18 protein-coding genes are annotated in these 16,651 nt (G+C 73.5%); 5 read left to right on the top strand and 13 right to left on the bottom strand.

Annotated features, from left to right (window positions below):
* Positions 1-20: 20 nt before the first annotated feature.
* From ilvD to AC1RSJ_RS15980, 3 genes are all read right to left on the bottom strand, one after another.
* Positions 21-1,742 carry a dihydroxy-acid dehydratase gene (gene ilvD / locus AC1RSJ_RS15990; RefSeq protein ID WP_493119447.1) on the bottom strand — a complete coding sequence of 574 codons (1,722 nt, stop codon included), beginning with the start codon at positions 1,740-1,742 and terminating at the stop codon, positions 21-23.
* An 86-nt stretch (positions 1,743-1,828) separates the two neighbouring features.
* Complete coding sequence (locus tag AC1RSJ_RS15985; protein ID WP_493119446.1) at positions 1,829-2,704, bottom strand: ABC transporter permease; 876 nt, start codon at positions 2,702-2,704, stop codon at positions 1,829-1,831.
* Positions 2,701-3,627 (bottom strand): ABC transporter ATP-binding protein, encoded by a 927-nt coding sequence (locus AC1RSJ_RS15980; protein ID WP_493119445.1) that lies wholly within the window; start codon positions 3,625-3,627, stop codon positions 2,701-2,703. The genes AC1RSJ_RS15985 and AC1RSJ_RS15980 overlap by 4 nt, the downstream gene beginning before the upstream one ends.
* An 87-nt stretch (positions 3,628-3,714) precedes the next feature.
* Here AC1RSJ_RS15980 and AC1RSJ_RS15975 point away from each other — a divergent pair, with 87 nt between their 5' ends.
* The gene (locus AC1RSJ_RS15975) at positions 3,715-4,446 is read left to right on the top strand and encodes an SDR family oxidoreductase (RefSeq protein ID WP_493119444.1); all 732 of its coding nucleotides are present in this window, start codon (positions 3,715-3,717) and stop codon (positions 4,444-4,446) included.
* Here the strand turns inward: AC1RSJ_RS15975 and mnhG are convergent.
* The 7 genes from mnhG to AC1RSJ_RS15940 all read right to left on the bottom strand — a co-directional run bounded on the left by mnhG (position 4,436) and on the right by AC1RSJ_RS15940 (position 11,419).
* On the bottom strand, positions 4,436-4,900 hold the full coding sequence (gene mnhG / locus AC1RSJ_RS15970) for a monovalent cation/H(+) antiporter subunit G (RefSeq protein ID WP_493119443.1): 465 nt from the start codon (positions 4,898-4,900) through the stop codon (positions 4,436-4,438). The two genes, AC1RSJ_RS15975 and mnhG, sit on opposite strands and share 11 nt — an antisense overlap.
* Complete coding sequence (locus AC1RSJ_RS15965; protein ID WP_493119442.1) at positions 4,897-5,229, bottom strand: MrpF/PhaF family protein; 333 nt, start codon at positions 5,227-5,229, stop codon at positions 4,897-4,899. Before AC1RSJ_RS15965 ends, mnhG begins: the two co-directional genes overlap by 4 nt.
* Positions 5,226-5,810 carry a Na+/H+ antiporter subunit E gene (locus AC1RSJ_RS15960; RefSeq protein ID WP_493119441.1) on the bottom strand — a complete coding sequence of 195 codons (585 nt, stop codon included), beginning with the start codon at positions 5,808-5,810 and terminating at the stop codon, positions 5,226-5,228. Before AC1RSJ_RS15960 ends, AC1RSJ_RS15965 begins: the two co-directional genes overlap by 4 nt.
* The gene (locus AC1RSJ_RS15955) at positions 5,803-7,503 is read right to left on the bottom strand and encodes a Na+/H+ antiporter subunit D (protein ID WP_493119440.1); all 1,701 of its coding nucleotides are present in this window, start codon (positions 7,501-7,503) and stop codon (positions 5,803-5,805) included. The genes AC1RSJ_RS15960 and AC1RSJ_RS15955 overlap by 8 nt, the downstream gene beginning before the upstream one ends.
* A complete protein-coding gene (locus tag AC1RSJ_RS15950; protein WP_493119438.1) occupies positions 7,500-7,991 on the bottom strand; it encodes a Na(+)/H(+) antiporter subunit C in 492 nt (163 codons plus the stop codon). Before AC1RSJ_RS15950 ends, AC1RSJ_RS15955 begins: the two co-directional genes overlap by 4 nt.
* On the bottom strand, positions 7,988-10,906 hold the full coding sequence (locus AC1RSJ_RS15945; RefSeq protein WP_493119437.1) for a Na+/H+ antiporter subunit A: 2,919 nt from the start codon (positions 10,904-10,906) through the stop codon (positions 7,988-7,990). The genes AC1RSJ_RS15950 and AC1RSJ_RS15945 overlap by 4 nt, the downstream gene beginning before the upstream one ends.
* A 138-nt stretch (positions 10,907-11,044) precedes the next feature.
* On the bottom strand, positions 11,045-11,419 hold the full coding sequence (locus AC1RSJ_RS15940; RefSeq protein WP_493119436.1) for a MerR family transcriptional regulator: 375 nt from the start codon (positions 11,417-11,419) through the stop codon (positions 11,045-11,047).
* Between the two features lie 103 nt (positions 11,420-11,522).
* Between AC1RSJ_RS15940 and AC1RSJ_RS15935 the strand changes: the two genes are divergently transcribed.
* Positions 11,523-12,215 (top strand): SDR family oxidoreductase, encoded by a 693-nt coding sequence (locus tag AC1RSJ_RS15935; protein WP_493119434.1) that lies wholly within the window; start codon positions 11,523-11,525, stop codon positions 12,213-12,215.
* A 12-nt stretch (positions 12,216-12,227) separates the two neighbouring features.
* On the opposite strand, the gene otsB is transcribed toward AC1RSJ_RS15935, so the two are convergent.
* Positions 12,228-13,019 (bottom strand): trehalose-phosphatase, encoded by a 792-nt coding sequence (gene otsB, locus AC1RSJ_RS15930; RefSeq protein ID WP_493119433.1) that lies wholly within the window; start codon positions 13,017-13,019, stop codon positions 12,228-12,230.
* Positions 13,020-13,027: 8 nt separating this feature from the next.
* Entirely contained in the window at positions 13,028-14,446 is a 1,419-nt protein-coding gene (otsA, locus tag AC1RSJ_RS15925; protein WP_493119432.1) for an alpha,alpha-trehalose-phosphate synthase (UDP-forming), read from the bottom strand.
* Between the two features lie 167 nt (positions 14,447-14,613).
* Between otsA and AC1RSJ_RS15920 the strand changes: the two genes are divergently transcribed.
* Positions 14,614-14,943 carry a hypothetical protein gene (locus AC1RSJ_RS15920; RefSeq protein WP_493119431.1) on the top strand — a complete coding sequence of 110 codons (330 nt, stop codon included), beginning with the start codon at positions 14,614-14,616 and terminating at the stop codon, positions 14,941-14,943.
* Here the strand turns inward: AC1RSJ_RS15920 and AC1RSJ_RS15915 are convergent.
* Positions 14,940-16,088, bottom strand: coding sequence for an SLC13 family permease (locus tag AC1RSJ_RS15915; RefSeq protein ID WP_493119430.1), 1,149 nt, complete (start codon positions 16,086-16,088; stop codon positions 14,940-14,942). The genes AC1RSJ_RS15920 and AC1RSJ_RS15915 overlap by 4 nt on opposite strands.
* Before the next feature lie 106 nt (positions 16,089-16,194).
* Between AC1RSJ_RS15915 and AC1RSJ_RS15910 the strand changes: the two genes are divergently transcribed.
* The gene (locus tag AC1RSJ_RS15910) at positions 16,195-16,380 is read left to right on the top strand and encodes a hypothetical protein (RefSeq protein WP_493119429.1); all 186 of its coding nucleotides are present in this window, start codon (positions 16,195-16,197) and stop codon (positions 16,378-16,380) included.
* The coding region (locus tag AC1RSJ_RS15905; RefSeq protein ID WP_493119428.1) for a hypothetical protein at positions 16,380-16,651 on the top strand (272 nt) is incomplete at its 3' end. The genes AC1RSJ_RS15910 and AC1RSJ_RS15905, both read left to right, overlap by 1 nt.

The following is a 16,651-nucleotide window of genomic DNA, read 5'->3' as shown; positions in this document are numbered from 1 at the left end:
TCGGTGATCTGGAGCGCCGACTACCCGGTGACTGCGCCCACTGCGGCGGAGCGCACGAGCTTCGAGTACTTGGCGAGGACGCCACGGGTGTAGCGCGGAGGAAGCGGAGCCCAGCCGGAACGGCGGCTCTCCAGCTCGGCCGCATCGACAAGTAGGTCGATCGACCGGGCTGCGATATCGACCCGTATCAGATCACCATCGCGGACGAAGGCGATGGGACCTGCGTCCACTGCCTCCGGAGCGATGTGGCCGATGCACAGGCCGGTTGTGCCGCCTGAGAATCGTCCGTCGGTCAAGAGTAGTACATCCTTGCCGAGCCCAGCGCCCTTGATGGCGGCCGTGATGGCGAGCATCTCGCGCATGCCGGGGCCGCCCTTCGGGCCCTCGTAGCGGATGACGACGACATCGCCGTGGTGGATGCGGCCCTCTGTCAGCGCGTCCATCGCCTCGCGCTCGCGCTCGAACACGCGGGCCGGGCCCTCGAACGTCGCGGCGTCGAAGCCGGCCGTCTTCACGACCGCGCCCTCGGGGGCGAGCGAGCCCTTGAGGATCGTCAGGCCGCCGGTGGCGTGGATCGGGTCGTCGAGCTTGCGCAGCACGTCGCCGTCGAGCGCCGGCGGGTCGATGTCGGCGAGGTTCTCCGCCATGGTCCTGCCGGTGACCGTCATGCAGTCGCCGTGCATCAGGCCGGCGTCGAGCAGGGCCTTCATGAGCACGGGCAGGCCGCCGCGGCGGTCGACGTCGTTCATGACGTAGCGGCCGAACGGCTTGAGGTCGCCGATGTGCGGCACCTTCGAGCCGATGCGGTTGAAGTCGTCGAGCGTGAGCTCGACGCCCGCCTCGTGCGCGATCGCGAGGAGGTGCAGCACGATGTTCGTCGAGCCGCCGAGCGCCATGCCGACCGCGATGGCGTTCTCGAACGCCTCCTTGGTGAGGATGTCGCTGGTCATGATGCCCTGCTTCAGCAGGTTCACGACGGCCTCGCCGGAGCGGTGCGCGTAGTAGTCGCGGCGGCGGTCGTAGCTGGGCGGGCTCGCGGAGCCGGGGATCGACATCCCGAGCGCCTCCGCGACCGACGCCATGGTGTTCGCGGTGTACATGCCGCCGCAGGCGCCCTCGCCGGGCGCGAACGCGCACTCGATCGCGTGCGCGTCCTCGAGGCTCATGGTGCCGGCCTTGACGCCGCCGACCGCCTCGAAGCTGTCGATGATCGTGATGTCCTTCTCCGTGCCGTCGGAGAGGCGCACCCAGCCGGGCGCGATCGAGCCGGCGTAGAGGAAGACGCTCGGCAGCTCGAGCCGCGCGGCGGCCATGAGCATGCCGGGGATGGACTTGTCGCAGCCGGCGAGCAGCACCGAGCCGTCGAGGCGCTCGCCCTGCATGACGGTCTCGACGCTGTCGGCGATGACCTCGCGGCTGACGAGCGAGAAGTGCATGCCCTCGTGGCCCATCGAGATGCCGTCGGAGACCGAGACCGTGCCGAACTGGAGCGGGTAGCCGCCGCCGGCGTGCACGCCCTCCTTCGCGGCCTGGGCCAGGCGCGCCAGGCTGAGGTTGCACGGCGTGATCTCGTTCCACGAGCTCGCGATGCCGATCTGGGACTTCTCCCAGTCGTCGTCGCCCATGCCGACCGCGCGCAGCATGCCGCGGCTGGTGGTGGCCTCGATGCCGTCGGTGACGGTGCGGGACCGGGGCTTGTGATCGACGACGGGCGCGCCGTTCTCGGCGGGTGTTTCCGGCATGTGTCGAGAGTAGTCCCGCGGCGCGGGGCGCGCCGACGCCCCGGATCGCCTGCCGTGCGGTCACCCTCAGCGGATGCCGGGGCGGCTCAGCGGATGCCGCGGCGGAGGCGGAGCACGGCGAGCGCGGTGAAGACGACGAGCACCGCGACGAGCTCGCCGGCGGCGATCGCGTTCGTGATCTCGACGTCGCCGACCGAGAGCGTGATGCCGTAGAACGTGCTCACCGCGTCGACCGCGCGGGTGTCCGTGCCGAGCGCGGCGAGCGGCTCAGCGCAGAACTGCTGCCGGATGAGCATCGCCGACTGCGCGAAGGGCAGCGAGCTGATGATGCGCACCGCGGCATCCGGCAGCGTGCCCGGCGGGATGTACGCGCCGGCGAGGAAGCCGACCACCGTGCCGACGATCGTCGAGAGCGCGGCGAACGCGCCGCTCGAGCGGAGGAAGCTCACCGCGAAGCTCGACATCGCGGAGAACGCGGCGGCGGAGAGCAGGATCCAGCCGAGGCAGGCGGCGAGCTGCCCGGCGCTCATCAGGGGCAGACCCTGCGACGCCAGGAAGACCTCCCCCACGACGAGCACGACGAGCGTGATGAGGACCGAGACGGCGAAGCTCGAGAGCAGGTAGCCGAGCACGAGCGTGCCGCGGCGCACCGGCGAGACCAGGAAGTCGGAGAACCGGCCGGAGGCACGGTCGTCGACGAAGGCGCTGATCGCGGAGAGCGAGGTCGTGAGGCTCGTGATCATCACGATGCCCGCGAACACCCACGAGAACACGAACCCGCGCACCTGCGCCTCGGTCGCGGTCGGGAAGCGCTGCGAGAGCGCGTCCACCTGCAGCTGGCCGAGGAACAGCGCGTAGAGGCCGATGAGGATGAGCGCGGAGAGCAGCGCGAAGAACACGCCCATCCGATCGCGGAAGTAGACGCGCAGGTTGCGGCGGCAGACCAGCAGCAGCGAGCTCATGCCTCGGCCTTCTTCCGCGTGACGGCGAGGAAGACGTCGTCCATGGTGCCGTGGCGGAACTCGAAGTCGGCCACGTCGTCGCCGAGCGCCGCGAGGATGCCGCGGGCGGCCGCCGCGTCGGCGACCGGGATGCGGACGATGCCGTCGGCATCCGCCGCCGGTGCCGCGCCGCCGACCGGCGCGCCGGCCGACGCGGCCGCCCGGCCGAGGTCGGCGCCGTCGCGCGGCACGATCGAGAGCACGCTCGTGGAGTGCGCCCGGCGCAGCTCGGCCGGCGTGCCCTCGGCCACGATGAGGCCCTCGTCGACGATGCTCACCCGGTCGGCCCGCTCCGTCTCCTCCATGTAGTGCGTGGTGAGGATGACGGTCGTGCCCTTGTCGTTCCGCAGCCCGCCGATCGCGCGCCACACCTGCTCGCGGCTCTGGGGATCGAGCCCGGCGGTCGGCTCGTCGAGGAACAGCGTCGACGGCTCGTGCACGAGCGCCCTGGCGATGTCCGCGCGCCGGCGCTGCCCGCCCGACAGCCGCGCGTACCGGCGGTCGAGGAAGGCGTCGAGCTCGACGAGCGCCGACAGCTCCCGGATGCGCGTGCTGGTCGCCGCGCGGCCGATGCCGTACAGCCCGGCGCGGATGCGGAGGTTCTCGCGCACGGTGAGGTCGGGGTCGAGCAGCGGCGACTGGAACACGACGCCGATGCCCCGGCGGATCGCGTCGTCGTCGCGGCCGAGCACGAGCCCGTCGATCTCCGCCTCGCCCGCATCCGGTCGCAGCACGGTGGTGAGGCAGCCGATCGTCGTGCTCTTGCCGGCGCCGTTCGTGCCGAGGAACGCGAACAGGGTGCCGGTCTCGACCTCGAAGCCGACGTCGCGCACCGCCTCGACGCGGCCGTACGACTTGCGGAGGCCGCGCACCCTCACCGACACCGCTCCAGGCTAGGGCTCCGGCGGCGTCCGGCACAGCGCCGACGCCCGACGGCCCCGCCCGACGGACGCTCCCCGTAGCGTGATGGCATGCGCGCGCTCCTCACCGGCTTCGGCAACCCGCTCGGCATCGCGGCCGGCATCGCCCGCCGGCTCGCGGCCGACGGCTGGGAGCTCGAGCTCGCCCACTGGGGCGCCGACGACACCATCGCTGCGGAGACGGATCGGCTGCGCGAGGCCGGCGCCGTCGTGCGGACGCACCACGTCGACCTGGCAGACCCGGCGGCGACCGCCGCGCTCGTCGCCCACGCGGCGGAGCCGGGGCGGCTCGACGCGCTCGTGCTGTCGCACGCGATGAGCATCGACTCCGACCAGTTCACGACCACGGTCGACTCCTTCGACCGGCACAACGCGGTCAACGCCCGGGCGGCGTGGCTGCTGATCCGGGGCTTCGCCGAGGCGCTGCCGGAGCGCGGCCGCGACGGCGGCGCACTCGACGCGGGGTCGATCGTCGCCCTGACGAGCGACCACGTCGGGCACAACCTCGCCTACGGCGCCTCGAAGGGCTCGCTCGACCGGGTGCTGCTCGGCGCGGCGCAGGAGCTCGCGGTGCGCGGCATCCGCGCGAACGTCGTGAACCCGGGCCCGGTCGACACCGGCTGGATGGACGACGCGGTGCGCGCCTCCGGGCTCGCCGCGCAGCCGACGGGCCGCTTCGGCACCCCGGAGGACGCGGGCCGGATCGTCGCGTTCCTCGTCGGCCCCGACTCGGTGTGGCTCACCGGGCAGCTGCTGAAGAACGACGGCGGCTTCAGCCTCTGACGGTCGGGGTCCCCGGCTCGCGGTCCGGGTCCGCGCCGTCGACGACTCCGGCGCCGGCCCCGGCGGCGTCGGCCTCCGCGGCAGCCCCGGCGTCGACGGGCGCGTCGTCCGCCCGCGCGATGTCGTCGACGAGCTCGTCGGCCACGAGCAGATCGCGGCGGAAGTTGCCGGTGCGGTAGCCGGCCCGCGCCACCATGTGGCCCGAGATCGGCGTCGTGAGCACCTGGAACAGCAGCACCGGCGTCAGCGCGAGCAGCGTCGTCCACTGCCGGTCGTGGAGGGCCACGGCCGCGACGATGAACGCGAGCCCGAGGATCTGCGGCTTCGTCGCGGCGTGCAGCCGGCTCAACGCATCCGGGTAGCGCAGCAGTCCGATGCCGGCGAGCGCGGAGAGCAGCCCGCCGAGCACGAGGCACACGGCGGTGAGCACGTCGAGGATCAGGTCGCCGGTCATCGCGGCTCCCCCGCCTCGGCGACCGGCGCGCCGGCCTCCGGATCGGCCTGCGCGCGGTCGTGCCGCGTCACGTAGCGGGCGACGGCGATCGTGCCGAACAGCGCCGTCGCGGCGAGGGCGATGAGCAGCGGGATCGTGCGGGTGTGGTCGTCCGCGACCATCTCGACGCCGAGCCCGAGCATGAGGCAGCTGATGAGCACGTCCGACGCGATGAGGCGGTCGAGGATGCTCGGCCCGCGGATGATGCGGATCACCGCGGCGAGCGCCGTCAGCAGCAGCAGCGCGCCGCCGACGAGCACGCCGATGCCGACCACGTCCACGCCGCTCATCCCGCTCCCCCGTCGGCGACCGGCTCGCATACCCGCTCGACGTCGCGCCGCGACCCGACCGCCATGACGACCCGCCGCTCCATGCGCTGGGCCGAGCGGCGCACCCGCTCGATGCCCGCGGCATCCGTCACGCCGACGGCGTGGAGGAACAGCACCGAGCCGTCGCGGTCGACCTCGGCGACGATCGAGCCCGGCACGAGGGAGACGGCGATCGCGGTCAGGGTCAGCGTGAAGTCGGACCGGGTGCGCAGCGGCACCTCGACGATCGCGTTGCCGCGCACCCCGTGTCGCGAGAGCGCGAGCCGGGCGAGCTGCACGGTGGCGACGACGAGCTCGCCGGCGATCGCCCCGAGCAGCACGAGCAGGCGGAGCGGGTTGAACCGCCCGGACAGCTCGACCGGCGGCAGCCAGAACGTGCGGCTCACCGCGACGGCGACGACCACGCCGGTGAGGACCGTGAGCACGCTGACGTCGCGCCAGAGCGCGATCCAGAGCAGCACCAGCGCCACGATCAGCGGCACCTGCTGCACGAGCAGGATGCGGCGCCGGCGGGCGGGCGCGGTCGCGGGGGCGTCAGCCATGTCCGCCTCCCGAGCCGCTGTCGCTCGTGCCGTCGTCGTCCGCGCCGATCCCGGGCACGCCGTCCGGGAACACCGAGGAGATGTACGACTCGCCCTCGAGGCTCGCGCCCGCGCGCTCCGCGAGCTCGAACAGCGGGCCGGCGCCGAGCGTCAGCAGCACCGAGACGACGACCATGCCGGCCGTCGCGCCGACGAGCAGCACGGGCGCGGCGCCGCGCGGCTTCTCGCGCAGCTCGGCCACGTACGCCGCGGCATCCCGTCCGACCGTCCCGACCTCCGTGGTCGGCGGCGCCGACGGCTGCTCGACGTCGCGGTGCGGTGCCGGGGCGTCCGCGGACGGGCGCCCGTCCGCCGCGGCCTCCGCGTCCTCCGGCTCCTGCTCGGGGCGCCAGAACGCGAGGCTCCAGGCGCGGATCAGCGCGAACAGCGTGAGCAGGGAGACGAGCGCGCCGACCCCGACCAGGGTCCATGCCAGCGGCGTGCCCTGCTCGGCGGCGGCCTCGAACAGGCCGAGCTTGCCGAGGAAGCCCGAGAACGGCGGGATGCCGCCGAGGTTCAGGGCCGGGATGAAGAACAGCACGCCGAGGAGGGGCGACGCGCGGAGCAGTCCCCCGAGCCGGCGCAGCGACGTCGTGCCGCCGATGCGCTCCACGAGCCCGGTCGCGAGGAACAGGGTCGTCTGCACGACGATGTGATGCACGATGTAGTAGATCGTCGCCGCGGTGCCGACGGCCGTGCCGAGCCCGACGCCGAAGATCAGGTAGCCGATGTGGCTCACGAGCGTGAACGAGAGCATCCGCTTGAGGTCGCTCTGCGCGATCGCGCCGAGGATGCCGACGAGCATGGTCAGCGCGGCGACCACGAGCAGCACCGGGTTCAGCTCCGGACCCGGGAACAGCAGCGTCTCGGTGCGGATGATCGCGTAGACGCCGATCTTCGTGAGGAGTCCGGCGAACACCGCCGTGACCGGCGCCGGCGCCGTCGGGTAGGAGTCGGGCAGCCAGAACGAGAGCGGGAAGACCGCCGATTTCACCATGAAGCCGAGCAGCAGCATGACGTGCAGCAGGATCTGGATGCCGGAGGGCAGCTCCGCCAGGCGCAGTGCGAGGTGGGCGAGGTTCACGGTGCCGGTGGCGCCGTAGATCATCGCGATCGAGCTGAGGAACAGCATCGACGAGACGAGGCTCACCACGATGTAGGTCTGCCCCACCCGGATGCGCGACTCCGATCCGCCCAGCGTGATGAGCACGTAGCTCGCCACCAGCACGATCTCGAACCCGACGTAGAGGTTGAACAGATCGCCCGCGATGAAGGCCGTGAAGACGCCCGCGCCGAGGATGAGATAGCTCGGGTAGTAGATCGAGACCGGCGTCTCGTCGTGGCCGTCCGCGAGGCCCTGGCCGACGGAGAACAGCAGCACCGCGAGCAGCACGAGCGCCGACACGGCGACGAGCAGCGCCGACAGCCGGTCGACGACGAGCGCGATGCCGAACGGCGCGGCCCAGCCGCCGACCTCCATGACCAGGGTGCCGCCGGTGTCGACGACGACGAGCAGCACGCCGCCGATCACCGCGACGGCGGCCAGCACGGCAACGGCGAGCACGCGCTGCACGCGCGGCCGGGAGGCGAGCAGCAGGGTCGCGGCGGCGCCGAGCAGCGGCACCAGCACGACGGAGGGCACGAGGCCGATCACGGGCGCACCTCCTCGTCGTCGCGGGCGCTCCGGGGCCCGGAGCCGCCGGGCGGCTCGCTCGTGTCGATGTCGTCCGCGTCGTCAGGGAACTCGCTGTCGCCGGGGGTCGAGCCGCCGTCCTCGTCCTCCTCGACCACGCCCTCCGTGCCGACGGCGACATCCGCCTCGTCGACCGCGACCTCGTCGGGGCGTCCGAGGCGCCACGACCGGTAGATGAGCGCGAGCAGGAACGCGGAGACGCCGAATGTGATCACGATCGCGGTCAGCGCGAGCGCCTGCGGCAGCGGATCGGTCGTGCGGCCGCCGGCGCCGTCGGCGATCGGGGCACCGCCCGGCACGCCGGCCATCGACAGGATGAGCAGGTTGGTCGCGTTGCCGACGAGCAGGAAGCCGAGCAGCACCCGGGTCATGCTCTTCTCGAGCAGCAGGTAGACGCCGCACGCGAAGAGCGCGGCCATGGTCACGAGGAGCACCAGCGACAGGGTCACGTGCGCACCCCCTCGGTGTCGGCGGCCTCGGCGGACGGCTCGGGACGGCCGCCGTCCTCCTCGTACTGCCGGTCGACCTCGGCGCCGAGGCTGCGCAGCACGTCGAGCGCGAGTCCGATCACGACGAGGTAGACGCCGACGTCGAACACGGTCGACGTGACGAACTCGAGGTGGCCGAGCACCGGCACGTCGGCCGAGAACCAGGTGGAGGTGAGGGCGTCGGCGCCGAGCACGAGCGGCACGGCCGCGGTGCCGGCGGCGAGCACCATGCCGAGGCCGAGCATCCGGCCGGCGTCGAACGGCGCGGCGGCGGCGAGCTCGTCGCGACCGCCGGCCAGGTAGCGGCCGATGAGCGCGAGGCCGACCACGAGGCCGCCGGCGAAGCCGCCCCCCGGCGCGTTGTGGCCCGCGAAGAGCAGGTAGACCGAGAACACGACGAGCGCGTGGAACACGAGGCGCACGACCACCTCGAGCAGGATCGAGCGGTGGCGCTCGCCGAGCGTGCGGCCGGCGAGCAGCCAGGCGCTGCGGCCGGGCTCCCACCCGGGAGCGGCTGCGGCGGCCGACCGGCGCTCGCGCAGCGCTCGGCGCTGCTCGCTGCGGCCGATGCGCGGCAGCGAGTTCTCGCGTCCGCTGACGAAGACGAGGCTCGCGACGCCGGTCGCGGCGGCGATGAGCACGGAGAGCTCGCCCATCGTGTCCCAGCCGCGCAGGTCGACGAGGGCGACGTTGACGACGTTCTTGCCGTGGCCGAACTCGACCGCCAGCCGCGCCCAGTCGACCGAGACGGGCTCGGCCGTGCGGGCCGCGGCGGCCACCAGGGCGACGGCGGCCATCGTGACGCCCACCGCGATGCCGATCGCGGCGCGGAGCACCGGGAACGCGCTGCCGTTGCGCTCGCCGAGCCGCGCGGGGAGGCGGCGGAGCACGAGCACGACGGCGACGAGGGTCACGGTCTCGACCAGCAGCTGGGTCAGCGCGAGGTCGGGGGCGCCCTGGAGCGCGAAGAGCGCGGTCATCCCGGTGCCGGTGACACCGACGAGCACGACGGCCTGGAAGCGCTTCTGCGCGCGGGCGGCCGCGATCGCCGCCACGATCATGAGCGCGCCGATCGCCGCCTGCGCGCCGCTGTGGGCGAGGTCGATGCTCGGCAGTCGGGCGCCGGACGCGACGAGCGCGGTGCCGACGGCGCCGATCACGACGAGGAAGATCACGCCGAGGTAGAACGGCAGCGAGCCGCGCTGGGTGGTCGCCGTGATCCGCGCGGCGACGACGTCGACCCCGTGCACGGCGGCGGCGTAGGCGCGCGGCGCGATGCTCTCGCCCGGGGCGTCGGCGGTGCGGCGGCCCAGCAGCAGGAAGACGCCGACGCCGAGCAGGGCGGTCAGCGCGGACAGCCCGAGCGCCGGCTCGAGGCCGTGCCAGAGCGCGAGGTGGTAGGCGTGCCCGGAGTGCTCGGCGGCGGGGCTCGTCGCGTCCGCGCGGGCCCGGGCGAGCAGCGGATCGAGGAGCCCGGCGAGCGGGCCGAGCACCAGGCCGACGCCGGCCAGCAGCACCGGCGGCAGCACGAGCAGCACCGAGCGGTGCGCGGGCCGGGGTGTGTCCTCGCGGCCGGGCTTGCGGCCGAAGGCGCCCCAGAGGAACCGGAGGCCGTAGGCGAGCGTCAGCGCGGATCCGGCGATGACGACGACGAGGCCGAGCGTCGCCAGACCGTCGTGCTCCCCCGCCTCGAGGAGGCCGGTCAGCGCGGCCTCCTTCGCGACGAAGCCGATCGCCGGCGGGAGGCCGGCCATCGACAGCACCGCGGCCGCCGCCGCCGCGGCGAGCAGCGGACGGCTGCGCCCGAGGCCGGAGAGCCGCCGCAGGTCGCGGGTGCCGTGATCGTGGTCGATGACGCCCACCACGAGGAACAGCGTCGACTTGAACAGCGCGTGCCCGAGCAGCAGCGCGACCGCGGCGAGCGCCGTGACCGGCGTGCCGAACGCCGCCATCGCGGTCAGGAAGCCGAGCTGCGACACCGTGCCGTGGGCCAGCACGGTCTTGAGGTCGGTGTGGCGCAGCGCGGTGATGCCGCCGAGCAGCATCGTGACGAGCCCGAGCACCACGAGCGTCTCGCGCCAGCCGGCGACCGCGCCGAGCACCGGCGTGAACCGCAGCGCCAGGTACACGCCCGCCTTCACCATCGCGGCCGCGTGCAGGTAGGCGCTGACCGGCGTCGGCGCGGCCATCGCAGCGGGCAGCCAGAAGTGGAACGGCACGAGCGCCGACTTCGACGCGACGCCGACCACGATGAGGAGCGCCGCGACCACGGCGGCGGGACCGGTCGGCGGCGACGCGACGAGCTCCGCGATCGAGGAGGTGCCCGACATCGCCCGCAGCAGCACGAGCCCGACCAGCATCACGAGCCCGCCGAGGGTGGTGACGAACAGCGCCTGCATCGCGGCCCGGCGGCTCACGGCCGCGCCGGACGAGTGGGCGATGAGCAGGTAGGACAGGACGCTCGTGGCCTCCCAGAACATGAACAGCAGGAACACGTCGTCGGAGATCACGAGCCCGTACATCGCGCCCGCGAACGCGGTGAGCACGCCGGCGAACCGGCCGAGCGCCGGCGCCGTCGGCGAGAAGTAGCGGGTGCAGTAGAGCAGCACGAGCGCGCCGACGCCCGCGACGACGAGCGCCATCACGGTCGAGAGGCCGTCGAGCCGCACCGCGATCTCGACGCCGAGCGCGGGGATCCACGGCACGCGGTGCTCGACGACGCCGCCGGCCAGCACGACCGGGATCGCGGTGAGGGCGTGGACGAACGCCGCGGCCGGCACGAGGGCCGCGATCGCGAAGGCCGAGCGGCCGATGCGCGCGACGAGCACCGGGATGAGGACCGCGGCGATGGCGAACACCGCCAGGAGTGCGATCATGCGGCCTCCCAGCTCGTCGGGTGCCAGAGCCGGGAACAGGTCGCGGCAAGCGGCGAGATGGAGCGGCCTGCTGCCGCTCCGGGGTCCCCCCATCCTACCGGTCGAGAGCCCGGCGCGCCTGGGAGCGGCGGGGTGCGGTCAGGCCGCCGATGCCGACGCCGGCGTCCGCTCGGGATGCGCCGCGGCGTAGGCGATGATCGCGTCGAGCCGGCGTCGGGTCTCCTCGAGACCCGCGATCTGCTCCGCGATCCGATCGCGGTCGTGCTGGAGCAGCTCGCGCTGCGCGGCGGTGGTGCGCCCGCTCAGCGTGCAGGGCAGCAGCTCCCGGATGCCGGCCGTCGTCATCCCCGCGGCGAGGAGCAGGCGCAGCCACTCGACCCGCCCGACGTCGTGCTCGTCGTACTCGCGCTGACCGCCGGAGGTGCGCGTCGACTCGAGCAGCCCCTGCTCGCCGTAGTAGCGGAGCGACCGGACGCTCGCGCCGGTCCGCTCGGATAGCTCGCCGATCCGCATGCCGCGCCCTCCGCCTCCCGATGCCGACTTGAACCTCACATCGATGTCAGGTCCTACGGTAGCTCCGCGCCGCACGACGGCGCACGATCGGCAGGACATCCCCATGCAGATCGACGGCTCCACCGCCCTCGTCACCGGCGCCAACCGCGGCCTCGGCCGCGCCCTCGCGCTCGAGCTCCAGTCCCGCGGCGCCGCCGTCTACGCCACGGCGCGCCGACCGGAGGCGATCGACCTCCCGGGCGTCCGCGTGCTCGCGCTCGACATCACCGACGACGCCTCCGTGGCCGCAGCCGCGGCCGCCGCGGCGGATGTCGACCTGCTCGTCGACAACGCAGGCGTCTCCACCGGCGGCACGCTGCTCGGCGACCTCGACGGCCTGCGCCACGAGCTCGACGTGCACCTCTGGGGCACGCTGCGGGTCGCGCGCGCGTTCGCGCCGGTGCTCGCGGCCAACGGCGGCGGGGCGGTCGTCAACCTGCTCAGCGCGCTGTCGTGGATGCCGTGGCGCGGTGCGACCGGGTACCACGTCGCCAAGGCGGCGGAGTGGGCGCTGACGAACGGGCTGCGGCTCGAGCTCGCCGACCGGGGAACCCAGGTCGTCGGCGTGCACCTCGGCGCGGCGGACACGGACATGATGCGCGGCTACGACGGCCCCCTGCTCGCCCCCGCCGACGTCGCCCGAGCCGTGCTCGACGGCGTCGAGTCGGGCGCGACCGAGGTGCTCGTCGACGACTGGAGCCGCACGGTCAAGGGCTGGCTGTCGGGCGATCCGATCGACGCGACCCGGCTCGGCTGAGCCGACGGCGCGCTACTGCTCGTGCACGTCGCCCTCGCGGAAGGTGGCCAGGGCGCTCAGCGCGGCCGCCACCTCCGCGGGGCCGTGCACCCGGTGCGACGCCTCGGTGGGGCCGTCGCCGCTCTTGAGGCCGACGTCGTCGGCGCCGAGCACGACGAAGGCGTCCTCGTCCGTCACGTCGTCGCCGGCGTAGAGCACGGCGTCGGCCTTCGTGTACCGCCGCAGGTGCTCCACCGCCTCGCCCTTGGTGGTCGAGCGGACCGAGAACTCGAGCACGTTCTTGCCGTGCCGCACCTTGAGGTCGTCGAGCTCGGCCTGCGTCTCGCTCAGCGCGACCAGGTGCGCGACCCGCGCGCCGCGCTCGCTCGCGAGCCGGGTGTGCAGGGCGAAGCCGGCGGGCTTCTCCTCGAGCCAGACGTCGTCGATCGCGTCGGCGACCTCGCCGAGCACCTCGTGCAGCACGTCGACCCGCTCCTGCTCGGCCGCGTCGAGCGCGATCACGTCGTCGGGCGAGTCGAGCCGCAGCTCGATGCCGTGCGAGCCGACGAGCAGCACCTCGTCGGGCAGCCCGGTCACCTGCTCGAGCGAGGCCAGGGCACGGCCGCTGACCATGGCGACCCGCGTGTTCGGCAGGCCCGCCAGGCGCAGGACGGCCTCGCGGGCCTCGGGCAGCGCCCGTGCGGCGGCCGGGTCGTCGACCTCCGGCGCGAGCGTGCCGTCGAAGTCGAGGGCGACCAGCAGCCGCCGGACCCGCGCCAGCTCGCGCAGGGCGCCGGTGAGCTCCTCGTCCGGTAGGATCGCCACGGACGGCCTCAGTCCGCGGTGCCGCGCGTCGCGCGCAGCGCCTCGAGGAAGGCCGCCGACCAGTGGGCCACGTCGTTCTCGCGCACGCGGCGGCGCATGGAGCGCATGCGCTTGCGGCGGTCGCCGCGGTGCATCCGCACGGCCGTGAGGATCGCCTCCTTGACGCCGCCGATGTCGTGCGGGTTGATCAGGAGGGCGCTCTTCAGCTCGTCGGCGGCACCGGCGAACTCGCTGAGCACGAGCACGCCGTCCTCGTCGAAGCGCGCGGCGACGTACTCCTTCGCCACGAGGTTCATCCCGTCGCGCAGGGCCGTGACGAGCATGACGTCGGCCGCCAGGTACAGCGCGGCCATCTCCTCGCGCGGGTAGCCGTGGTGCAGGTAGCTGATGGCCTGGTGCGCGATGGTCGAGAAGTCGCCGTTGATGCGGCCGACGGAGAGCTCGATCTCGTCGCGGAGCTGGCGGTAGGTCTCGACGCGCTCGCGGCTCGGGCTGGCGACCTGCACGAGCGTGACGTCCTCGACCTTGAGCACGCCGTCGGAGAGCAGCTCGCCGTAGGCCTTGAGCCGGTGCTGGATGCCCTTCGTGTAATCGAGGCGGTCGACGCCGAGCATCACGGTCTCGGGGTTGCCGAGCTCCTGGCGGATCTCCTTCGCGCGGGCCTGCACGCCGTCGGACTGCGCGAGCTCCTCGAAGCCGCGCGCGTCGATGGAGATCGGGAACGCCTTCGCGACCACAGCACGGCTGCCGTCGCCGTCCGGCACCTGCACGTGCGTGCCGCGGGCCGGGTACGGCAGCAGCCGGCGCACGGCGCGCGTGAAGTTGCCGGCGTCGGCGACCCGCTGGAAGCCGATGACGTCGGCGCCGAGCAGGCCCTCCACGATCTGGGTGCGCCAGGGCAGCTGCGAGTAGATGCCGTAGGGCGGGAACGGGATGTGGTTGAAGAAGCCGATGGTGAGGTCCGGGCGCGACTCGCGCAGCATCCGCGGCACGAGCTGCAGCTGGTAGTCCTGCACCCAGACGGTCGCGTTCGTGCCGGCGATGGCGGCCGCGGCGTCCGCGAAGCGGCGGTTGACCTGCTGGTACCGGTCCCACCAGACGCGGTGGTAGCTCGGCGCGGCGATGACGTCGTGGTACAGCGGCCAGAGGGTGTCGTTGCTGAAGCCCTCGTAGTACTCCTGCACGTCGCGGTTCGACAGCTCGACCGGCACGATGCGGATGCCGTCGTGGTCGAACGGCTCCACGGTCTCGTCGGGCACGCCGACCCAGCCGACCCACGCACCGCCGGAGCTGCGCATGACCGGCTCCAGCGCCGTCACGAGACCGCCGGGCGACTGCCTCCAGTCGGCGTTCCCCTCGTCGTCGACGACGCGATCGACGGGGAGGCGGTTGGAGACGACGACGAACGAGTAGCTGCCGTCTTCCATCCCGGTCAACCTATCAGCGCACGGTCGGCGCCCCGTCGACGATCAGGCCCCTCCCATGCGCCGGGCCCGGTCGATGCTCGGGGTGCTGCCGGCGGGAGCGCTGGGCGGGACCTGGACATCCGCTCCCCGGCGGCCGGACGGCGACCGGGAGACGGGAGACTGGGCGCATGAGCGACAGCGACTCCTTCGACCCGACCGCCCCGGACAGCGTGGATGCGGAGGGCAACACCCCCGACGCGCGCGCCGAGGCCTCCGGCGCCCCGCACGCCCGCGACGGCATCATCGGCGACGGCCTCCTCGACCAGGCCGGCAACCCGGCCGTGCACGGCGGCGACGCCGGATCGGACGCGAGCGGCAGCCAGTCCGACTCGGCCGTCACCGACGACGTCGTCGACTCCGGCCAGTCCGAGGACATCGAGAACGCGCTGACCGGCCAGGGCGTCTCCGACCGCGAGACCACGGTCGAGGAGTCGCGCGACGAGTCGCAGGAGCGCTAAAGCAGGATGGCGAGTGTCGCGCCGGCGACCGCGATCGGCGCGACGATCAGCCCCAGGAGCATGTAGCGGCGCCACGACAGCTCCACGCCGAGCGCGCTGAGCCGCGAGTGCCAGAGCAGCGTGGCGAGCGACGCCCACGGCGTGATGAGCGGTCCGACGTTGACGCCGACCAGCAGCGCGGCGATGCGGGCGGGCGATCCGGCCACGGGTTCGAGCGCGAGGTAGGCCGGCAGGTTGTCGACCGCGTTCGCGCCCACCAGGCCGGTGCCCGCCAGCTTCAGCAGCGACAGCGGATCGTCGCCGCCCCCCGCCACGGCCTCCAGCAGCCGGGTCAGCCCGAGCGCGTGCCCGGTCTCGACCACGAGGAACAGGCCGGACGCGAACACGATCAGCTCCCACGGCAGCAGCCCGAATCTGAGCACCGACCGCCGCCGCACCGCGAAGGCCGCGAGCAGCACGACCGCCGCGCCGCAGGCCGGCATCCAGACCGGCAGCCCCGACACCAGCAGCGGGATGAGCAGGGCGATCACCGCGGCGCTGATCCAGAACAGCACGCGGTCCTCGGGTGCGGGTGCCGCGCCGGGCGTGTAGCGGCGCAGCAGGTCGCGTCGGAACACGATGAGCACGACCGCGCACGGCACGATCACCGCGACGACCGCCGGCCAGAGCATGAGCGCGGCGAACCGCCCGGGATCCGCCGACCCGAGCGCGTGCTCCGCCAGCAGGTTCGTCAGGTTCGAGACCGGCAGCAGCAGCGATGCGGTGTTCGCGAGCCACACCGTCGTCAGGGCGAACGGCAGCGGCGGCAGCCCGTTGTGCCGCGCGAGCAGCACCACGACCGGGGTCAGCAGCACGGCGGTCGTGTCGAGCGAGAGGAAGACCGTGCTGGCGATGGCGAGCAGCACGGTGAAGATCCAGAGCAGCCAGGCGCGGCCGGCCCCCCAGCGCGCGGTGTGCTCGGCGACGACGCCGAACAGCCCGGCCTCCGCCGCCAGCTCGGTGACGACCGTGATCGCCAGCACGAACAGCAGGATCGGCCAGGTGCGCTCGCCGACGGCGAGCGCGTCGGAGGCCGGGAGCAGGCCGGTGAGCACCGCGATCGCGCCGAGCACGAGCAGTGCCGCCCCGAGGATCGCGGTGCGCACCCGCTCACGGTAGTGGCGCGATCGGCCGCGGGCACTCCCAGGCTCCCCGCAGTCGCCGCCGCGCGGTGCGGGCGATAGCGTGGACGGGACCGCGAGGAGGTCCGCGATGAGGAAGTTCCTCTTCAACACCAGCGTGCTCAGCGCCCTGTTCGGCGCGTTCGGGCTCGCGCAGACCACGCGGAAGGGGCCGCGCGACTGGCGGCTCGTGCTCATGTGGCTCAGCTGGGGCATGACCGTCGCGATCGCCGTCGGCACCGTCGTCGAGGACAATCGGGAGCTCGAGGAGGACTGATGCGATTCCCGCATCCCGGCTTCGGCTGGTTCGGCCCGGAGCTCGCGCTCCGCGCGATCGGCGGGATGCTCGCCGTCGTCTTCGTGATCCTCGCGGGCGTCGCCCTCGTGGTGCTCATCCGCTACCTGCTCATCGCCACCCGCGCCGCCGAGCTGACCGTGCGCGAGCGCGACCCGCAGTGGAGCGCGTGGGGCCCGCTGCGCGACGTCGCCGCCCGCAGCGGCACGGCCGCGACCGCGCCGCCGGCCGAGCACCGGCCGGTGCCGGATCC

The organism is Schumannella sp. GW821-FHT10F01 (assembly GCF_058809295.1).
This window is presented reverse-complemented; position numbering and strand designations above follow the sequence as displayed.

Excerpts from the sequence above, each read along its gene's own strand:
- ilvD (WP_493119447.1), bottom strand. The coding sequence starts at position 1,742 with ATGCCGGAAACACCCGCCGAGAACGGCGCGCCCGTCGTCGATCACAAG.
- AC1RSJ_RS15985 (WP_493119446.1), bottom strand. The coding sequence starts at position 2,704 with ATGAGCTCGCTGCTGCTGGTCTGCCGCCGCAACCTGCGCGTCTACTTC.
- AC1RSJ_RS15975 (WP_493119444.1), top strand. The coding sequence starts at position 3,715 with ATGCGCGCGCTCCTCACCGGCTTCGGCAACCCGCTCGGCATCGCGGCC.
- mnhG (WP_493119443.1), bottom strand. The coding sequence starts at position 4,900 with ATGACCGGCGACCTGATCCTCGACGTGCTCACCGCCGTGTGCCTCGTG.
- AC1RSJ_RS15965 (WP_493119442.1), bottom strand. The coding sequence starts at position 5,229 with ATGAGCGGCGTGGACGTGGTCGGCATCGGCGTGCTCGTCGGCGGCGCG.
- AC1RSJ_RS15960 (WP_493119441.1), bottom strand. The coding sequence starts at position 5,810 with ATGGCTGACGCCCCCGCGACCGCGCCCGCCCGCCGGCGCCGCATCCTG.
- AC1RSJ_RS15945 (WP_493119437.1), bottom strand. The coding sequence starts at position 10,906 with ATGATCGCACTCCTGGCGGTGTTCGCCATCGCCGCGGTCCTCATCCCG.
- AC1RSJ_RS15940 (WP_493119436.1), bottom strand. The coding sequence starts at position 11,419 with ATGCGGATCGGCGAGCTATCCGAGCGGACCGGCGCGAGCGTCCGGTCG.
- AC1RSJ_RS15935 (WP_493119434.1), top strand. The coding sequence starts at position 11,523 with ATGCAGATCGACGGCTCCACCGCCCTCGTCACCGGCGCCAACCGCGGC.
- otsA (WP_493119432.1), bottom strand. The coding sequence starts at position 14,446 with ATGGAAGACGGCAGCTACTCGTTCGTCGTCGTCTCCAACCGCCTCCCC.
- AC1RSJ_RS15920 (WP_493119431.1), top strand. The coding sequence starts at position 14,614 with ATGAGCGACAGCGACTCCTTCGACCCGACCGCCCCGGACAGCGTGGAT.
- AC1RSJ_RS15910 (WP_493119429.1), top strand. The coding sequence starts at position 16,195 with ATGAGGAAGTTCCTCTTCAACACCAGCGTGCTCAGCGCCCTGTTCGGC.